The 18602-nt window shown below is 37.3% G+C and carries 17 protein-coding genes; 9 read left to right on the forward strand and 8 right to left on the reverse strand.

The annotated features are described in order from the left end of the window. Nucleotides 1-141 precede the first annotated feature (141 nt). From ACWPWS_RS04875 to ACWPWS_RS04885, 3 genes are all read left to right on the forward strand, one after another. Nucleotides 142-1536 carry an aminopeptidase P family protein gene (locus ACWPWS_RS04875; protein WP_454045694.1) on the forward strand — a complete coding sequence of 465 codons (1395 nt, stop codon included), beginning with the start codon at nucleotides 142-144 and terminating at the stop codon, nucleotides 1534-1536. A 14-nt stretch (nucleotides 1537-1550) separates the two neighbouring features. Beyond that, nucleotides 1551-3722 (forward strand): S9 family peptidase, encoded by a 2172-nt coding sequence (locus ACWPWS_RS04880; RefSeq protein WP_454045695.1) that lies wholly within the window; start codon nucleotides 1551-1553, stop codon nucleotides 3720-3722. A gap of 288 nt (nucleotides 3723-4010) precedes the next feature. Continuing rightward, on the forward strand, nucleotides 4011-4616 hold the full coding sequence (locus ACWPWS_RS04885) for a DNA-3-methyladenine glycosylase (protein WP_454045696.1): 606 nt from the start codon (nucleotides 4011-4013) through the stop codon (nucleotides 4614-4616). Between the two features lie 3 nt (nucleotides 4617-4619). Here the strand turns inward: ACWPWS_RS04885 and mug are convergent, their stop codons facing one another. Beyond that, nucleotides 4620-5123 carry a G/U mismatch-specific DNA glycosylase gene (gene mug, locus ACWPWS_RS04890; protein ID WP_454045697.1) on the reverse strand — a complete coding sequence of 168 codons (504 nt, stop codon included), beginning with the start codon at nucleotides 5121-5123 and terminating at the stop codon, nucleotides 4620-4622. Nucleotides 5124-5378: 255 nt separating this feature from the next. Between mug and ACWPWS_RS04895 the strand changes: the two genes are divergently transcribed. After that, complete coding sequence (locus ACWPWS_RS04895; RefSeq protein WP_105682296.1) at nucleotides 5379-5696, forward strand: DMT family transporter; 318 nt, start codon at nucleotides 5379-5381, stop codon at nucleotides 5694-5696. A 279-nt stretch (nucleotides 5697-5975) separates the two neighbouring features. On the opposite strand, the gene ACWPWS_RS04900 is transcribed toward ACWPWS_RS04895, so the two are convergent. From ACWPWS_RS04900 to ACWPWS_RS04925, 6 genes are all read right to left on the reverse strand, one after another. Beyond that, nucleotides 5976-6677 carry a LytR/AlgR family response regulator transcription factor gene (locus tag ACWPWS_RS04900; protein WP_454045698.1) on the reverse strand — a complete coding sequence of 234 codons (702 nt, stop codon included), beginning with the start codon at nucleotides 6675-6677 and terminating at the stop codon, nucleotides 5976-5978. Beyond that, entirely contained in the window at nucleotides 6658-7695 is a 1038-nt protein-coding gene (locus tag ACWPWS_RS04905; RefSeq protein WP_454045699.1) for a sensor histidine kinase, read from the reverse strand. Before ACWPWS_RS04905 ends, ACWPWS_RS04900 begins: the two co-directional genes overlap by 20 nt. A gap of 184 nt (nucleotides 7696-7879) precedes the next feature. After that, nucleotides 7880-8227, reverse strand: a complete 348-nt coding sequence (locus tag ACWPWS_RS04910; RefSeq protein ID WP_454045700.1) for a DoxX family protein — start codon at nucleotides 8225-8227, stop codon at nucleotides 7880-7882. A 488-nt stretch (nucleotides 8228-8715) separates the two neighbouring features. Beyond that, complete coding sequence (locus ACWPWS_RS04915; protein ID WP_454045701.1) at nucleotides 8716-9219, reverse strand: TlpA family protein disulfide reductase; 504 nt, start codon at nucleotides 9217-9219, stop codon at nucleotides 8716-8718. A gap of 1 nt (nucleotide 9220) precedes the next feature. Then, nucleotides 9221-9649, reverse strand: a complete 429-nt coding sequence (locus ACWPWS_RS04920) for a rhodanese-like domain-containing protein (RefSeq protein WP_209784405.1) — start codon at nucleotides 9647-9649, stop codon at nucleotides 9221-9223. 90 nt (nucleotides 9650-9739) lie between these two features. Then, the gene (locus ACWPWS_RS04925; RefSeq protein WP_454045702.1) at nucleotides 9740-10006 is read right to left on the reverse strand and encodes a hypothetical protein; all 267 of its coding nucleotides are present in this window, start codon (nucleotides 10004-10006) and stop codon (nucleotides 9740-9742) included. 160 nt (nucleotides 10007-10166) lie between these two features. On the opposite strand from ACWPWS_RS04925, the gene ACWPWS_RS04930 reads away from it, so the two are divergent. Both ACWPWS_RS04930 and ACWPWS_RS04935 read left to right on the forward strand, forming a co-directional pair. Next, entirely contained in the window at nucleotides 10167-11825 is a 1659-nt protein-coding gene (locus ACWPWS_RS04930) for an FAD-binding dehydrogenase (protein WP_454045703.1), read from the forward strand. A 14-nt stretch (nucleotides 11826-11839) separates the two neighbouring features. Next, nucleotides 11840-12643 carry an SDR family oxidoreductase gene (locus ACWPWS_RS04935; RefSeq protein ID WP_454045704.1) on the forward strand — a complete coding sequence of 268 codons (804 nt, stop codon included), beginning with the start codon at nucleotides 11840-11842 and terminating at the stop codon, nucleotides 12641-12643. 375 nt (nucleotides 12644-13018) lie between these two features. Here the strand turns inward: ACWPWS_RS04935 and ACWPWS_RS04940 are convergent, their stop codons facing one another. Continuing rightward, nucleotides 13019-14011: an aldo/keto reductase gene (locus ACWPWS_RS04940; protein ID WP_454045705.1), complete on the reverse strand. Its 993-nt coding sequence runs from the start codon at nucleotides 14009-14011 to the stop codon at nucleotides 13019-13021. A 224-nt stretch (nucleotides 14012-14235) separates the two neighbouring features. Between ACWPWS_RS04940 and ACWPWS_RS04945 the strand changes: the two genes are divergently transcribed. The 3 genes from ACWPWS_RS04945 to ACWPWS_RS04955 all read left to right on the forward strand — a co-directional run bounded on the left by ACWPWS_RS04945 (nucleotide 14236) and on the right by ACWPWS_RS04955 (nucleotide 18506). After that, on the forward strand, nucleotides 14236-15507 hold the full coding sequence (locus ACWPWS_RS04945; RefSeq protein WP_454045706.1) for an NAD(P)/FAD-dependent oxidoreductase: 1272 nt from the start codon (nucleotides 14236-14238) through the stop codon (nucleotides 15505-15507). Between the two features lie 33 nt (nucleotides 15508-15540). After that, entirely contained in the window at nucleotides 15541-16533 is a 993-nt protein-coding gene (locus ACWPWS_RS04950) for an SDR family oxidoreductase (protein WP_454045707.1), read from the forward strand. Between the two features lie 125 nt (nucleotides 16534-16658). Beyond that, on the forward strand, nucleotides 16659-18506 hold the full coding sequence (locus ACWPWS_RS04955; protein WP_454045708.1) for a chloride channel protein: 1848 nt from the start codon (nucleotides 16659-16661) through the stop codon (nucleotides 18504-18506). Nucleotides 18507-18602: the final 96 nt, after the last annotated feature.

Below are 18602 nucleotides of genomic sequence, written 5' to 3' on the forward strand. Positions count from 1 at the left end.
TGCTGAAGGTAAGCAAAATATGAACATTGATTATCATATTAAAATCCAAATTTTACATATTCTTAATTTTAACGAATAAAGGGCTATCAATAGTACAAAATCGTAACTTTAACCTTTTAAAATAAAAAGTATTCATAATATATGTTTTCAGCACAAACTTATCAAGACAGAAGAGCAGTATTACAAAGAGGTGTATCTGGGGGAATCCTGTTATTTCTAGGAAATATAGAGAATCCCGTGAATTTTGAGCACAATCCTTATTATTTCCGTCAGGACAGTACTTATTTATATTATTTCGGAATTCAGGAACCCCGTATTGCAGCCATCATGGATATCGATGAAAATAAAACCATTGTTTTCGGAGATGAACTCAGCATAGATGATATCGTATGGATGGGCAGACAGGAAACCCTGAAAGAAAAATGTCAGAAGTCCGGAGTACAGGAAACGCTGCCTTATGCTGAGCTTTCTCAATACATCGCAAAAGCACAGGCTTCCGGAAGAAAGGTTCATTATCTTCCTCCCTATCAATCTTCGAATAAAATTTTACTGGGAGATCTTCTTGGGACTACAATTGCAGAATTACAGCCTTCTGCAGAAATGATTAAAGCAATTGTAAAACAGCGTTCTATCAAAGAACCTCAGGAAATTGTACAGATAGAACAGGCAGTGAATGTATCTAATGATATGCATTTATTGGCCATGCGAATAGCAAAACCCGGAATTAAAGAATATGAAATTGCAAATGCAATTCAATATCTTGCGGCCAACAAAGAATGTCAGATGTCTTATCCCCCGATTGTAACGATAAATGGAGGGATTCTGCATAATCATTACCGTCTCAATACCTTAAAAGAAGGAGATCTTTTCCTCAATGATTCCGGAGCAGAAACAGCGATGGGATATGCAGGGGATCTTACTAGAACCTTTCCTGCAGGCAAAACTTTTACCACCCAACAAAAGGAAATGTATGAAGTTGTTCTGAATGCTTTTAATCAGGCTCAAAATCTTCTGAAACCGGGAGTACGATTTAAAGATATTCACCTGAAAGCGGCACAATATCTGGTAGAAGGGCTTACCGATCTCGGATTGATGAAAGGAAATCCTGAAGAGGCTGTTAAAAACCATGCTCATACTCTGTTTTTCCAGTGTGGACTGGGACATATGATGGGACTTGATGTTCATGATATGGAAGACCTTGGAGAACAGTATATTGGCTATACGGAGGAAGAACCAAAAGATACCCAAACATTCGGGTTAAAATCTTTACGTTTGGGAAAAGCCCTGGAATCTGGTTTTGTAGTTACGGTGGAACCTGGTATTTACATGATTCCGGATCTGATTGATATGTGGCAGTCTGAAAACAAAAACGCAGACTTTATTAATTATGATAAAGTAAATGAATACCGGGATTTCGGAGGAATCCGTGTGGAAGATGATTTCCTGATAACAGATAACGGTTACAAACTTTTAGGCAACGGACTGATCAAAACGGTTGAAGAAATTGAAAATTACAGAGCTGAACATTTAGCTTAATTTAAATCATATTTATGAAGAACATAAAAAAACTAACAGCTATTGCATTGTATTTCCTGTGTTTGTCCCCATTGGCAGCACAGAAAACTCAATGGACTCCTGATGGTAATGCATATTATTCATTTACTAAAAAAGGGGTTGAAATTGTTGATGTACTGCATCCAGGGAAAGATCAGACACTTTTAAACAGTAGTGAGCTGGTTCCTGCCGGAAGTTCTGATGCTCTGCAGGTACAGAGTTTTCAGGTATCTCCTGATGGTAAAAGTTTATTGCTTTTTGCCGACACCAAAAAAGTATGGAGGGACAATACCCGTGGAGATTACTGGATCTTCGACAAAAATACCAAAAAGCTTACCCAGCTTGGAAAAGATTTACCTGCTTCATCGCTAATGTTTGCAAAATATTCACCGGATGGAAAAAAAGTAGCCTATGTTTCTAAGCATAATATTTATATTGAAGACCTTTCAAATAATCAGCTCAGCAAAATTACAAATGATGGTACAGACAGAATGATCAATGGTACTTTTGACTGGGCATATGAAGAAGAATTTGGAACTCAGGATGGTTTCAGATGGTCTCCGGATGGAAGTAAAATAGCGTACTGGAAAATGGATGCACGCGGAACTAAGAATTTTCTGATGATTAATAATACGGATAGCCTGTATTCTTTTACCGTTCCTGTAGAATATCCAAAAGTAGGAGAAAATCCTTCAGGATGCAGTATCTGGTTTTATGATCTTGCCTCCAAAGCATCAAAGAAGGCCAATATTGCAGGCGATGAAGTACAAAACTATATTCCGAGAATGGAATGGGTGCAGGATTCTAAATCCGTAATCCTGCAACAGCTGAACAGAAAACAGAATCAAAGTAAAATCATCATAGCAGATGCCAATTCCGGAAGCAGTAAAACCATTCATACGGAAACTGATGCTGCATGGATTGATATCAAATCCCGTTGGAACGATAATGATCCGAGCGGCTGGGATTGGATTGAAAATGGTAAAGAATTCTTATGGCTTTCTGAAAAAGACGGCTGGAGACATATTTATAAAATAGATATGAACGGTAAAGAAACATTACTTACGAAAGATAATTTTGATGTTATAAAACCTGAGTTTTTTGATGTTCCTAATCAACTGATTTACTTTTTAGCTTCTCCTGATAATGCCACTCAGAAATACCTGTATAAAGTAAGTATGAAAGGAGGAAAAGCGCAAAAAGTAACTCCGGCATCTTATACAGGATCTAATAACTATACCATATCCCCTAACGGAAAGATTGCGATGTTTACCAATAACAGCATCAATTCAATTTCCATAGGCTCTGTAATCTCTCTTCCGGAACATAAAGAACTGGTTGCAGCCAAAAGATCTGCAAAAGCTGATCCTGCAAAATCTAAAGCAGAGTTTTTCCAGATTACCACACAGGATGGTGTTACACTGGACGGATGGGTGGTAAAGCCTAAAAATTTTGATCCTAATAAAAAGTATCCTATTGTTTTTACCGTTTATGGAGAACCGGGATCACAAACCGTAACCGATAATTTCTATACCGGCTGGAATTATCTATATACAGGGAATATGGCTGAGGACGGTTATTTATACGTTTCCCTTGAAAACCGTGGAACTCCATCCCCAAGAGGACGCGAATGGAGAAAATCCATTTATCGTAAAATAGGACAGCTTAATATCCGCGATCAGGCAATGGGAGCCAAAGCTTTATTCGCAAAATGGCCTTATGCAGATACTTCAAGAGTTGCTGTTTGGGGATGGAGCGGTGGCGGTTCTTCTACCCTGAACCTTTTGGGACAATATCCTGATATTTACCAGACAGGAATTGCAATTGCTCCGGTTGCCAATCAGTTGTTCTATGACAATATTTATCAGGAACGCTATATGGGGCTTCCACAGGAGAACAGGGAAGATTTTGTCAATGGTTCTCCACTGGCTTATGCTAAAAACCTAAAAGGAAATCTTCTGCTGGTTCACGGAACAGGTGATGACAATGTACATTACCAGAATACAGAAGTATACATCAACGAATTAGTAAAATATAACAAACAGTTTCAGCTGATGTCTTATCCTAACCGTACTCATTCTATTAATGAAGGGGAAGGAACATCACTGCATCTTGCCACTATGTTTACAAAATACCTGAAAGAACATTGCCCTCCGGGAGCAAGATAAATAATGAAGCCTCACAGTAATGTGGGGCTTTTATTATATTATGTAAAACCATTACAGCGTTAAACAAAAATTCCCCGGATTGCTCCAGGGAAAAATAAGTGTCAAAACCTATAATTTTTTATAGTGGTGTGGAATGATGTTACATTAAACGCAACAATGGATGTGCCAAATTACTCACTATTTTATGAAATGTGATTTTTTGTGGTACCTTTTGTTTCCTTTCTTCCTTAGTGTTTCTATTTTACATGATTATCACTAAATTTGAGTGAATCATTTCTAACATCATTCATGAAACTACCACGCTCCTATTATTCCAATCAGGATGTTCTTTTTCTGGCTCAGGATCTTTTGGGAAAAATACTTTTTACGGAACTCAATGGTGAAACTACAGCCGGAATCATTGTAGAAACGGAAGCCTATTTTGGAGTTAAAGATAAAGCTTCCCATGCCTATGGAGGCAGGCGTACAGACCGTACGGAAACCCTGTATCATCATGGCGGAATTTCTTATGTGTATTTATGCTATGGAATTCACCATCTTTTCAATATCGTCACTTCTGTGGAAGATGATCCTCACGCAGTGTTGGTGAGAGCTGTTGAACCTTTGATTGGTAAAGAGATCATGGAGTTGAGAAGAAATATGCCGGCTTCTAAACCAGCCATTTCCGCAGGTCCGGGATCAGCTTCCAAAGCATTGGGAATTGACCGCTCTTTTAATAAAAAAGATCTGAACGGACAGGAGATTTGGATTGAAGATTACGGTATTTCGTATACTTCTGATGAAATTGTCACGGGACCTCGTATAGGGGTAGCTTACGCTCAGGAAGATGCGCTTCTGCCCTGGCGGTTTTTTGTCAAGGGAAACAAATATGTGAGTAAACCCAATAAAGTATAAAGATCAGGATGTACAGATTGAATCATAAAATTCTTTATAGTGTATAACCAGACTGTCAAGAGAAAAGCCACGGTTTAAGCCGCTCGTATTGGGTAAAACCCAGACTTTTGCTTCACAGAAATCTTCAGACTGTTCTCCCCAAAGAATTTCTTTCTTTTTAGAAAACGATTTGTAGGCTGCTTTACCCAGAAAAGCAATATATTTCGGTCGGTATTTGGTTATTTTTGATGTAAAACTTTCAAGAGATTCATCAAATTCTTCCTTTGAAAGCTCATCCGCACGGGACGTTGCTCTGGCCACAGCAGTGGTCAGCCCATATCCGAAATCCAGTAATGAAGTATCATGTACGGCTTCTATTTCATATGGTGTAAACCCCGACTGATGGAGTACTTTCCAAAAACGATTGCTCTTTCCTGAAAAATGATGACCATCGTTTGATGATTTTAAACCGGGATTGATTCCGCAAAAAATAACATTGAGATCGGTTGAGATAATATCTGTCAGCATATGGATAATAAAAGACTTTAAAGGTATTGATATTTGAATTGTTCAAAGATAAATTTTATCTAAAGATACAGGACGTTTCATCTTCTTTAAAATACGTTTTATCCAGCTCTTTTGCGGTGTCACTCAGATTATAATACCGAATACGAACTGATAGTGGTAATTTTGCCGGGTAAATTAGATGAAATTGTTTACGGTAAAGAGCTCATTTTATTGGTACTCTTTAATCAATAGCAAAATATCTTAAAAACAAATGGTATGAACTGGATTGCATTAATTATCGCAGGAATTTTTGAAATCGGATGGCCTTTGGGGCTTAAACTATCTCAACAACCGGAAAATAGTAAATGGAACTGGATCATCTTTTCGGTCCTATGTATGACGGTTAGTGGAGGATTTCTCTGGTATGCCCAGAAAAGCATCCCTATTGGAACGGCTTATGCGGTCTGGACAGGAATCGGTGCGGTAGGAACTCTATTGGTTGGAATTCTCTTTTTTCAGGATTCTGCAAGCATTTTAAGACTATTGTCTGCTTTACTGATTGTTGTAGGTATCGTTGGTCTCAAATTATTTTAAAGTAAAAATTGGCTTAAGACTATCAGAAGTCTTAAGCCAAAACATTATTCAACATTCGAATAATAAGCTAACCACATTCATTTTTCCTGGTTTTAATATTCTTTTATGTATTATATTTTTTATAAAGCAAATGTGAACAAACCAATAGAAATGCGGAAAAAATATCTATCAACAGAGATTCAGGATCTACAAAACCTATAATTTCACTAGCTTTTTTGAATAGAAAAGCTGAAAATTTCCTTTTTTAACGGATGATTTTAAACAATTTTATTCCTAATATTATAACTCCAACAACGCCTTATACGTTCTCCCTACCGGAAGTTTTTTCCCATTAATCTGGATCATATTGGCTGACTTGACTTCTATTTTTGACCTGGATATAATATATGATTTATGAATGCGGGAAAACATTGCAGGATGTAAAGTCTCTTCTATTTTGCTGATAGGCATTTTAAAAGTGAAGCACCCTGCTTTGGTATGAATATGAATGTATTCTCTTAAACTTTCGATGTAAAAAATATCGTGGAGAATAATTTTCACCTGCTTTTTACCACTGCTGATGAATATAAAATCGCGCTCAGAGACTTCAAGTAAGGCATCTTCTGCTTCCATCAAATGCTTAAATTTGCCAACAGCAGTCTGAAAACGCTCATACGGAATAGGTTTCATCAGATAGTCTGCAATATCAAGTTCATAACCTTCTACAGCATACTGATGATACGCTGTGGTAACTATTACAAAGGGAGGATTTTTTACCTTTCTGAGAAAATCAAAACCTTTTACCACCGGAAGATGAAGATCAAGAAACATCAGATCCACATCATGGATACTTAAAAGGCTGCTGGCATATACTGCATCTGTACATTTTCCTATAAGATTCAGTTCCGGGTCTCTGGAGATGAAATTTTCCAAAATTTCGGCGGCAATGGGTTCATCTTCTACAATAATGCAGTTGTATTTTTTATAGGCTGATGGTATCATGGAAATTGATGGTTAAAGTTATAGTATAATGGTTATTCTTGTCTTCTACCGACAGTGTATGTTGAGGATAAAGTAGTTCAAGCTGCCGGCGGATATTTTTTAGTCCGATTTTTGTGGAATGTTCATGAGGTTTTTCCTGTTTGGAATTTTCTATGCGGTAAGTAAGAATTCCGTTCTTTAACTTGATATCAACGGTAATAAATGCTTTTCCCAGACTTTCAGAAACGCCATGTTTAAAGGCATTTTCCACAAACTGTATCAAAATCAGAGGTGAAATTTCCTGTGAAGGATTATCAATTTCTTCCGTAAAATTAATGGTAAGCTGGTGATGGCGGATTTTCTGGATCTGTATAAAGTCTTTAATATTTTCAATATCCTTGGCTATAGAAATACTTTTTTCGGAGGATTCATAGATATTATAGCGCATTATTTTGGAAAGCTGCAGGATTACATCCGGGGTTTCATCTGCTTTTTTCAGAGCCATGCCGTAGATGTTATTGAGCGTATTGAAAAGAAAATGAGGATTGATCTGTGCCTTCAACATCGTCAGCTCCTGATCCAGCTTTTCTGATTTTAATTGAGCTATTTGCTCTTTCAGAAGATTCTTCTGCCTGGTAATTTCAACCCCGAAAATAAGGCCCACCATAAAAATAAGATCCATAAAAGAATTGAATGCTACATAGCCATTCATAAAACCAGAAACCTCTTTCCCATCCAGTGTTTCTGTAACTCCGTAGATGTGAGGGTAAATGATAAAATGAGTCAAAAGCCGATGCCCGAAAACAGCAGCAATTACAATGAAAATAGAGATAAAGTATTTAGAAAAACCTTTAAAATGAACCTTCTCATAGACATATAGCAAGGCATAGGCTAGTGGAATTTTGATAAAAAGATAGCCAAGCTCCAGAATAAGTGTATTCTGAAGTCTTATGGACCATTTGAAATCCGGGAATTGATATCTGGACCAGTAAAAGTCAAGGTAAACTTCCAGAATATAATACAATATCCAAAAAAGCAAATGAATCCGCCATTTAGAGGAACGATCTGATTTCAAATTTGTGATGATTAAAAGTGCAAAGTACCATTTGTTCACTCAAATATAAAAATATAAGTCTATCAAATGAAGATAACGATCTACAAACTATTGATTTTGAACGATTCCGGATCATCAGGATTTGAGAAAACAGAAGGTTTGGGAAGTTCTAAGCCCTTTTTTTATTCGTGAATTTTAAAGATACTTCAGGATACATAAGATTGAAAAAGCTGAAAATCAGCAGAATATTGAATTCAATCCCGTTATTTCCGCCTCCTACTACAAACCAGCCATTTTGCCAGTGTACATAATAAATTCCGAAAATGAAAATGAGAATATTAAAAACTGCTACCGTTATAATACACCTGTCGATCCAGATCAATACTACTGAAAACAAATGGATAAGTTTGATCATCCACGCAACATAAATTCCTATTGGACTGAAGCCTATACTATTCAGATAAACATGTCCGAAATTATTCACATCTCCACTGAAAATGGAAATTACACTATGCATCAGTAATATTGTTGACAAGGCTAAGCGAAGGAAGAAACTCTTTTTCATGTAACCAAAAGTAATACATGAAGAATACGCTCCTTTTATTTTGTATATCAATAACTTGGAAATAGATATAAAAATTTTACTTTTTAAAAGTATGTGAACTGTATTTTAATAAGATAGTGGCAATAATAATTTTCTTTCACATATTTCATTGTATAGTGATTTAAATAAAATAAATTATTATATTTACATTCAAATCAGGCGCGAATACCAAAATAAAATAATGATACAAAAAAATGAAGGATATCAGGATGAGAACTTAGGAAACATCCGGAAGGTCTTACAGAGCAGACACAATGATTAATTCCCTCATGATCATGAATCTGTTTTTGTTCTTTAAATTATTAGGGTAAGATTCTAAAACACAAATGCTTCTTTTTCAATCAAAAAAAGAGTGGTTAAATACCACTCTTTTTATATTAAATTCAAAAAAATTGTCAGTTTTAATTCTGTGTCATACTTTTCTTAATAAACTCTTCCAGTTCTTTGCCATGAAGGTTTTTAGCTAGAATAGTTCCCTCTCCGTCAATAATCACATTAAAAGGCAGTTCATCAACTTCGTAAAGCTTTGCGACAGGGCTTTTCCAGAATTTTAAATCGCTGATCTGTATCCAGTTGATGTTAAACCTGTCAATTGTTTTCTGCCAGCTTTCCTTATTCTTGTCCAAAGAAACTCCAAGTATTTCAAACTGATTGTTCTTTACCTGTTCTGAGTAGGTTTCATACATCGCTTTCAGTTGAGGCTGTTCTTCAACACATGGCGCACACCATGTTGCCCAGAAATCAATCAGAACAAGTTTTCCCTTCAGTGCTGAAAGAGAAAATGAAGTTCCGTCTGCTTTGGTCATTGTTATTTCAGGAGCTTTCTTCCCAATTTCTATTTTGTTTTGGGCAGCAATAAATCCTGAGAAAACTATTAAAAATACTATGGTAAAACCGGTCTTCATATTAATCATTTGTAGGATAATCTTTATCTAACCAGTCTGTTTTAATGTTTTTGGGAAGATTTAAAAGTTTCGCATTTTTGAAACCCATTTCCATCAGTAATGCAAAAGCAGGGCGAATATTAGGACACTTCACAAAAGGGCAGCATCCGCAGTAAATCACAATCTCTCTGTTCTTAGGAATATCTTTGAGATAATTTTTCAGCTTTTCAAGGTTTTCAGGCTCATGGGTAGGACCAATGTCTACCGAGCCTTTAATGATGGCTTCCGGTCCGACTGAAATAATTACAAGGTCTTTTGTCTTATGCTTTTCAATTCTGGAAGCCAGTAACGCGGGATCCATCAGCTGACTGTCTTTCCATGGATCCTGTTTTTGCTGTGCCTGGCTGAAAATGGAGCAGACAAAGCATGCAATGATTAACAAATACTTCATACTTCTATTTTTCACAAAGATAAAAATGTTTTATTGAGGGATCTGTTCAGGAGACAGGAAAATTAGCTGTTTTCGTATATTTTACTTCAATCAGAGTTTTTTGGGAGTAATATGAATCACATTGGATGCTCCGGGCTCTATGACCAATTGAGTTCCTCCTTCCCTTTCATTTTCCCTAGCCTGAATTGCGGATCCGGTAACCAGAGTTAATTTTCCTTGAAAAACAGGATGAAGTGGTGTCAGCGGAATTTCAATTTCCTCCTCTTCAAGCTGTATAATAATAGATTCTGGATCAATGGGTTGACGGGTTCCGTCTTTTAGGACAGCAAATGTCTGGTATTTATGATTTTCGTTCATTCTTCTGTTTTTTATCAGTAATAAAAGTATCAAGAATATTTTAAACCAGAAATAGTAAAATATTTTAATGTAAATGTTGATATTTTAAAGGTTAATATCTGTTTGATTTTAAATATTTAATACATTTATATCAAGTATCATTCAATCTAAAAAAATGAAGATGGAAGAAAGATTCCAGCCTGATGCAATCATCATAGGAGCCGGACTGGCAGGGCTTACTGCTGCCATGGAAATTACCAATACCGGGAAAAAAGTTCTGCTTTTGGATCAGGAAACAGAACAGAATATTGGCGGACAGGCATTCTGGTCATTTGGTGGATTATTTTTGATTAATTCCCCTCAGCAAAGGAGAATGGGAATTAAAGATTCTTATGAACTGGCATTGCAGGACTGGAAAGGAACAGCCGGATTTGACCGTCCTGAAGACTATTGGCCTCGTCAATGGGCAGAAGCCTATTTGAAATTTGCTGCCGGGGAAAAATATGAATACATTTCCAAGCTGGGTATCAAACTGATGTTTATGGTAGGCTGGGCAGAACGTGGTGATGGTTCGGCAGCAGGTCATGGAAATTCTGTGCCCCGTTTTCATGTCAGCTGGGGAACGGGAACAGGTGTGGTAAAACCGTTTGTGGAAAAAGCTTATCAAGCTCAGAAAAAAGGACTGCTTCAGATGAAGTTCAGACATCGGGTGACAGAACTTATCACCGAAAACGGAAAGATAAAAGGTGTTAAAGGAGATATTCTGGAAAATGATACACAGGAAAGAGGTGCTGCTACAAACAGAAACGTTATCTCAACATTTGAATATACAGCTCCGAATATCATCATCGCTTCCGGAGGAATTGGCGCCAACCATGAGCTGGTAAGGAAAAACTGGCCGGAAAGATTGGGAAAAGCCCCTGAAAATATGGTATGTGGTGTTCCAGCCTATGTGGATGGCAAAATGATTGGGATTGCAGAAAATACAGGTGCTCATATCATTAATCCGGACAGAATGTGGCATTATACGGAAGGATTACAAAACTGGAATTCTATCTGGCCAAATCACGGAATCCGTATACTTCCAGGTCCATCATCTTTATGGTTTGATGCCAAAGGTAAACGTCTCCCCGCTCCTTTTCTTCCGGGATTTGATACGTTGGGGACTTTACAATATATACAGGAAACAGGATTTTCCTATTCCTGGTTTATTCTTACCCAGAAAATTATTAAGAAGGAGTTTGCTCTTTCAGGCTCAGAACAGAATCCGGATATTACCAATAAAGACTATTCTCTTTTTCTGAAAAGAATTTTTGGTAAAAAAGCTCCCGGACCCGTAGAAGCTTTTAAAGAACATGGAAAAGATTTTATTGTATCGGATAATCTGAAAGATCTGGTTAACAGGATGAATGAACTGGCTGGAAATAATCTGTTGAATTATGAAGACATACACTCGCAGATTGAAGCCAGAGACAGGGAATTAGACAATAAGTTTTCAAAAGATACTCAGGTTAATTATATCCGGAATACCCGAAATTATTGGGGTGATAAATTGGGACGTGTTGCTGCACCCCACAAGATTTTAGCTCCTGAAAATGGTCCTTTGATTGCTGTACGTCTTAACATTCTAACCCGTAAAACTTTAGGCGGAATAAAAACCAATCTAAATGGACAGGTATTAAAAGATGATGACAGCATCATTGACGGATTGTATGCAGCCGGAGAAGCTGCGGGGTTTGGCGGAGGCGGAATGCACGGTTACAGAGCTCTGGAAGGAACATTTCTGGGAGGCTGTATTTTTTCAGGGATGAAAGCGGGAAAATATATTGCCGGACTTTAAAATTAAATAGTAGGATGAGTCATTATTTCGATCATAAAGTCATTTGGATTACAGGAGCATCATCAGGAATTGGTGAAGCGCTGGTAAAAGAGATTGCAAAGAACAGCAATGCGAAAGTCATTCTTTCATCCAGAAAAGAAGAACAGCTGCATAAAGTTGCAGAAAAAGCAGGTTTGAATACTGAACGGTATTCAATAATTCCTTTAGATCTTAAAAATTATAAAGAAATGCCAGCCATTGCAGCGAAAGCATCTGAACAGTTTGGAAAAATTGATATTCTGATCAATAATGCCGGACTCTCACAACGTTCTTTAGCCATGGAAACAGATATTGAAGTGGATAAACAGCTGATAGATATTGATTATATCGGAACAGTAGCTCTTACAAAAGCAGTTCTGCCTTATATGATAAGGAATAAAGGCGGACAAATTGCTGTGGTATCAAGCCTTATGGGAATATTCGGGGCTCCTATGCGAAGCGGATATGCAGGGGCAAAACATGCCTTACACGGATTTTTTGATGCGTTGAGGGCAGAATTATTCAATCAGAATATTCTGATTACGATCATTTGTCCGGGCTTTATACAAACCGATATTTCTGTGAATGCCGTTACCGGAGACGGTTCATTACAGGGAACAATGGATGACGCCACGAAAAACGGAATGCCTGCAGATGTTTTTGCAAAAAAAATGCTGTATGCGATTGAAAAACAGAAAAAACAAAAAGCCATAGGAGGTAAAGAAGTAATGGCCGTCTATCTGAAAAGATTCTTTCCGAATTTACTGGCAAAAATAATCCGTAAGGCAAAAGTGGTATAAAAAAGCACCATTCCCTATTGAACAGTGCTTTTTTAGTAAATAAACGGATGAGGTTGTATCAAAAGGTCTTAACCAATCCAATTCCTACTGTTTTATTTTGATAAAATGGCATTACCATGGTAGATGACAGTGCATTTTTACTTTTATTTTTTTTCCTTAATAAATCGATCTGAAGTTCATTTTGTTTTACCACATTGGAACTCCTGAACTGTTTCCTCCGGATAATAGAATACACCCTTGTCATAAGCTCAGAAAGATAAAAAGGTTTGGTAAGGTAATCATCAGCACCCAATTTTAAGCCTTCAATCTTATCATCAAGAGCATTATTAAATTTAGAAGAAATTTTGAATTTAAAGTAAAAAGAGAAAAACTTATTTACCTTCCCGGAATCTGTGCCTTCTCATAGATCAGTCCTTCATTTTTCAATTCCTTCCAGAATTCAGCAGGAATCTCAGTATGGAGAGCCTGTATATTATCTTTCACCTGTTCAGGCTGGCTGGCTCCGGGGATAATGGAGGCAAATTCATCAGAAGCCAATACAAAATGAAGGGCAGCATCAATAAGACTGATATTGTATTTTTCTGCAATGGAAGTCATTCTTTTCCGTTTTTCATGCATTCCTTTTGGAATTACATCTTTATAATTATAACGCTCTCTTCCTGCTATATATCCTGAATTATATCCGGCTCCCGAAACCAGTTTTACACCTGCTTTTCTAACCGCAGGAAGAAGACGGTCCACAGCATCTTCATGTTCCAGAATAGAATATTGTGTTGCCGAAAGACAGATATCCGGATCAGCAGATTCAATACAATCTAAAATAGGTTCTATTTTATTAACACCCATTCCCCATGCTTTTATGACTCCCTGATCACGAAGTTCAGAAAGAATTTTGAAAGCTCCTTTCTGAGCTTGTTTCAAAAAATAGGGATAACGGTCTCCCACCTGATCTTCAGATAAATCATGAATATAAACAATATCGATGTGACTCAAGCCCGTTCTTTCCAGGCTGTCTTCTATAGATCTTTGTATAGCATCGGCAGTGTAATCATGGAAAAAATCAAAGTTAAGCGGATTTTTCCACATGGTTGGAGGAACGTCAGATTCAGGAACCTGATGAAAAAGTCTTCCTACTTTGGTGGAGAAAATAAAATCATCCCTGTCTTTATCTTTAAGAAAATGTCCAAATCGCCGTTCACTTTTGGTTAATCCGTACCATGGAGAAGTATCATAATACCGGATTCCATTATCCCAGGCAATCTGTAGAATTTCATGAGCCTGCTCATCTGTAATATTTTCAAAAGCTGTTCCTATAGCTACACCTCCTATTCCCAGTTGGTGCTTTTCTGTTAAAATGTGTGATTTCATATATGAATATTTAAAGTGTTGGATGATCAGTAAAGTACAAACATCGTGCTGGCACCGGATAAAACGTTAAAAAGAAAATGTATGTTGAAGCCTTAAATACTTAATGGGAACTGATATTAAGGCTGTTTGGGTACTTTATACACTATGTTAAATATTTGTATTATAGTTTCTTTGGTCTTGTTATTGAATGAAATATAGTACACCATTTGAAATAATCACATACTATGAAAAAGCATATTCTAATCGTAGGAGGAGGATTTGCGGGCATCAATCTTATCAAATCTCTCAAGAATGATAAAAGGTTCAGAATAACTCTTGTTGACAAAAACAATTATCATTTTTTTCCACCGCTTATTTATCAGGTAGCTACTTCCTTTATAGAAGCTTCTAATATCAGCTATCCTTTCAGAAAACTGTTTTCGGAAAATAAAAATGTGAAATTTCACATGGGAAGCCTGATTAAGGTGAATCCTGAAAACAAAACTATAGAAACTGATACCGGAAATCTCAGCTATGATTATCTCGTACTTGCATTAGGAACAGAATCTAATTTCTTCGGAATGGAAAACGTAAAAAAATGTGCCCTTCCGATGAAAAATATTGAAGAAGCACTTTATCTGAGAAATCATATTCTGCTGACACTGGAAGAAGCAGCGCGAAATAAAAATATTAAAGAAGCAGAAAAACTTCAGAACATCGTTATTGCCGGAGGCGGGCCAACAGGAGTAGAACTGGCGGGGATGCTTGCCGAAATGGGAAAATATATTGCCCAGAAAGAATACCCTGAAATCAAACTGGGGCTTTCTAATCTTTATCTCATTGATGCTCTCCCTACTCTGCTTTCACCCATGAGCCAACTCGCTCAGAAAACAGCTTATGAGAAGCTTAAAGAATTAGGAGTGAAAATCATTCTGGATGTTTCTGTAAAGGATTATACAGACAATAAAGTCATTTTAAGTGACGGGAGTTCAATAGAAACAGAAACCCTCATCTGGACCTCCGGAGTCATTGGTAGAGAAATCCCCGGATTACCGGAAGACACTATTGGAAAAGGCAGAAGAATACTTGTAGATGATTATAATAAAGCAGAGGGTACAACCAATATTTATGCATTGGGCGACATATGCCTGATGCTTTCCGAAGAAAAATATCCTAAAGGACATCCTCAGCTCGCTCAGGTTGCCATTCAGCAGGGAAAGAATCTCGCTGCCAATTTTAAACGGATAGAAGACGGGAAAGTCCTGGAGCAGTTCCGCTACAATGATAAAGGCAGTATGGCCATTATATCCAAGTACAATGCAGTAGTGGATCTTCCAAAGCAATCTTTTAACGGATTTATAGCCTGGCTTACCTGGCTTTTCATCCACATCATTCCGCTGGTAGGATTTAAAAATAAAATTCAGCTTGCCATGGACTGGTTTCGGTTATTTATCACCAATAATCCATCTATCAGGCTTATCCTCTTTCCAAAAAGAAATACAGAAAACGGATCATGATAAAAAAATAAGAACACTTAAATCTATCATATTATGAAAAATCAAAAAAGGCCTCCTTTTTTTGGGGAAACAGTTGTCATCACAGGTGCTTCAAGCGGAATTGGTAAGGCCACGGCAGAAGCTTTTGCAGAACAGGGAGCAGACCTTGTGTTAGCAGCAAGAGGTGAAGAAGCGCTTATGGAAACCGTAGAATTATGCAGAAAGCTGGGAGCTACAGTTATTGCTGTTCCTACAGATACTTCTGTAGCTGAAGATGTTCAGAACCTTGTAAAGGAAACCCTTGAATTCACCGGGAAAATTGATTATTGGGTAAATAATGCGGGAGTACTGGCATTTGGTAAATTTGAAGAAATTCCGATGGATGTCAGTGATCAGATTGTAAAAACAAATCTTTTGGGATATATGCATTCGGCACATGCCGTACTTCCTGTCTTTAAAAAGCAGAAAAGAGGCGTATTGCTTAATAATATCTCTATTGGAGGCTGGATGCCTGCACCATACGGAACAGCCTATACAGCCTCAAAATTTGGAGTCCGCGGAATGGTAGAAACATTACAGGGTGAGGTTTCAGACTTTCCTGATATTCATATCTGTGCGCTTTACCCAGGGTTTCAGAAATCTTCCGGGATTGAACATGCCGCCAATTATTCAGGTATAAAACTCAGTACACCGCCTCCAGCGTTTGATCCGCGTAAACTGGCAGCTTCTATTGTAAAAACAGCCAAAAATCCAACGGAAGCTACTTATCCGGATTGGTCAGCAGTAGTTTTTAAAAATTTATATGAAATGTTTCCCGGAGTAGTCCGCTATGTATCTTCCGCAGGAGTGAGAATGCTAATGAAAAAAGCCGGTAAAGATGAAAATACCGCAGGAAATGTACAAAATCCCTCTGCAGGAAATATGAGGATTGACGGGAAAACATTATTTTCCATTCCAAAGAAACCCTTAATCTTAGCAGGCGCAGGAATCATTGGAGCATTGGCATTTGGACTCATTTTTTCAGGAAAATCTAAAGAAATAAGATAAGATTGATAGAAATAAACAGTCATCAATATATTTTGAAAAAGGTTCTTTTGTATGTTTTTTTGTGATATATTTCATAAATTTACGCAGCTGTATCAAATCTGATGGCAGCATAAAATGTTTCGGCGGTGAAAATTCACAACAAAAAAAAATACCTCAGTTTCCTTAAATTTAAAAGAGATTTCCAAAAATACGGATTAGAAAAAGCACGCAGCTATGAGCTTATTCTGCATTGGCTGAACAACAGGCTGAGCAGAAATCAGTTTCTTGTTCTTTCCGGGATTTTGGTAGGCTGTACCGCTGGTCTGGCAGGAGTTATCCTGAAAACTCTGGTACACAATATTCATTATTTCATTACCAATAAAGTTCATTTTGAATATCAGATATTATTCTATATCGTTTTTCCTTTTTTAGGAATTGTTTTGACTACCATGATTGTTCTGACACTGTTCAAAGGTCAGGACCGTAAAGGAATCGGAGCTATTTTGTACGAAATTGCACAGAATTCCAGTATTGTAGCTTCCGTTAAAATGTATTCTCAGGTAATCCAAAGTGCGGTTACCGTAGGATTGGGAGGATCTGCAGGATTGGAAAGTCCTATTGCCGTTACCGGAGCTGCCATTGGCTCCAATTATGCACAGACCTACAGACTGAGCTACAAAGAACGTACTTTATTGCTTGCTGCGGGTGCTACTGCCGGAATTGCATCAGCATTCAACGCTCCTATTGCGGGGATTATGTTTGCTTTTGAGATTCTTTTAACCGGAGTGGTTTTTACAGATTTCATTCCCTTGGTTGTTGCTGCAGTTTGCGGAAGTCTTTTGTCAAGAATTTTGCTTCAGGAAGATGTCCTTTTCAGATTTTATACCAGAGAGGCATTTAATTATAAAAACGTTCCATACTATCTGATTTTAGGATTGGTTACAGGATTATATGCCCGTTATTTTGTTATTATTTCTCAGAAAATGGAACATTTTATAAAAGGACTACAGCTTTCCAGAATGCGTAAAGCGATGTTTGGAGGAGCAGTACTTTCCTTGTTATGTGTTCTTTTTCCTCCTCTGTTTGGGGAAGGTTATGAAACTGTAAAGGCTTTTACGAACGGGAACACCTACTCTATTATTGAAAACAGCTTTTTCAGATACTTTGAGATCGGAGACTGGACGATTATTATATTTTTGGTGCTGGTATTACTTTTAAAAGCATTTGCAACCTCATTTACCATATTCAGTGGCGGAAACGGAGGGAATTTTGCACCTTCTCTTTTTGCCGGAGGAACTTTAGGGTATTTATTTGCTTTGGTTTGCCAGCATTTAGGTTTTACAGATGTTCCGGTGACCAATCTTGTTTTGGTAGGAATGGCCGGAGCGATGAGTGGCGTATTGTACGCTCCGCTTACCGCAATATTTCTGATTGCAGAATCAAGTTTCGGATATGATTTGTTTATCCCGCTGATGATTGTTTCCATCATGTCTTATCTCATTGCCAAATGGTTCTCCCCGATTTCCCCGGAGCTGAAATCGTTAGCAGATGAAGGAAAAATATTCACGAATAAACATGATAAAAACCTCCTTTTTGCTTTAAGAACCGAAGATTTTATTGATAAATATTCACAAACTATAAATGAAAATGCATCTGTGACAGAACTGTTTGAAATGGTAAAGAATGGAGATAAAAATATTTTTGCCGTTGTAGATGAAAGCAGAAAACTGAAAGGAGTTCTTACTTTGGATGATATAAGACCTTATCTTTTTAATAAAGAAATTGAAACCTCCCAGGGTGTTGCCCAGATCATGAAAACTCCACCAGCCGTTCTTCACCGCGAAAATAAACCATTGGATATTCTCCAGACCTTTGATGATACCGGAGTATGGAATCTTCCGGTAGTGACTGAAAATAATGATTTTATAGGATTTATTTCAAAATCTTCAATACTGATGAGCTACAGGCAGCTTCTGAAAGAATATTCTGATTAATATTGAGAGTAGAATATAACAACTAAAGAACTCTATTCCTCTCTTCTGAAGGGGTATCAAATCAACAGATTTGACGGGTGGTACACAAAAAATCCG

The sequence above is a fragment of the Chryseobacterium sp. Marseille-Q8038 genome (assembly GCF_965111995.1).

What these genes read in the sequence shown, in the direction of transcription:
- ACWPWS_RS04935 (WP_454045704.1), top strand. Translation starts at nt 11,840, where the DNA reads ATGAGTCATTATTTCGATCATAAAGTCATTTGGATTACAGGAGCATCA.
- ACWPWS_RS04885 (WP_454045696.1), top strand. Translation starts at nt 4,011, where the DNA reads ATGAAACTACCACGCTCCTATTATTCCAATCAGGATGTTCTTTTTCTG.
- ACWPWS_RS04940 (WP_454045705.1), bottom strand. Translation starts at nt 14,011, where the DNA reads ATGAAATCACACATTTTAACAGAAAAGCACCAACTGGGAATAGGAGGT.
- ACWPWS_RS04880 (WP_454045695.1), top strand. Translation starts at nt 1,551, where the DNA reads ATGAAGAACATAAAAAAACTAACAGCTATTGCATTGTATTTCCTGTGT.
- ACWPWS_RS04945 (WP_454045706.1), top strand. Translation starts at nt 14,236, where the DNA reads ATGAAAAAGCATATTCTAATCGTAGGAGGAGGATTTGCGGGCATCAAT.
- ACWPWS_RS04925 (WP_454045702.1), bottom strand. Translation starts at nt 10,006, where the DNA reads ATGAACGAAAATCATAAATACCAGACATTTGCTGTCCTAAAAGACGGA.
- ACWPWS_RS04895 (WP_105682296.1), top strand. Translation starts at nt 5,379, where the DNA reads ATGAACTGGATTGCATTAATTATCGCAGGAATTTTTGAAATCGGATGG.
- ACWPWS_RS04920 (WP_209784405.1), bottom strand. Translation starts at nt 9,649, where the DNA reads ATGAAGTATTTGTTAATCATTGCATGCTTTGTCTGCTCCATTTTCAGC.
- mug (WP_454045697.1), bottom strand. Translation starts at nt 5,123, where the DNA reads ATGCTGACAGATATTATCTCAACCGATCTCAATGTTATTTTTTGCGGA.
- ACWPWS_RS04950 (WP_454045707.1), top strand. Translation starts at nt 15,541, where the DNA reads ATGAAAAATCAAAAAAGGCCTCCTTTTTTTGGGGAAACAGTTGTCATC.
- ACWPWS_RS04915 (WP_454045701.1), bottom strand. Translation starts at nt 9,219, where the DNA reads ATGAAGACCGGTTTTACCATAGTATTTTTAATAGTTTTCTCAGGATTT.
- ACWPWS_RS04930 (WP_454045703.1), top strand. Translation starts at nt 10,167, where the DNA reads ATGGAAGAAAGATTCCAGCCTGATGCAATCATCATAGGAGCCGGACTG.
- ACWPWS_RS04875 (WP_454045694.1), top strand. Translation starts at nt 142, where the DNA reads ATGTTTTCAGCACAAACTTATCAAGACAGAAGAGCAGTATTACAAAGA.
- ACWPWS_RS04900 (WP_454045698.1), bottom strand. Translation starts at nt 6,677, where the DNA reads ATGATACCATCAGCCTATAAAAAATACAACTGCATTATTGTAGAAGAT.
- ACWPWS_RS04910 (WP_454045700.1), bottom strand. Translation starts at nt 8,227, where the DNA reads ATGCATAGTGTAATTTCCATTTTCAGTGGAGATGTGAATAATTTCGGA.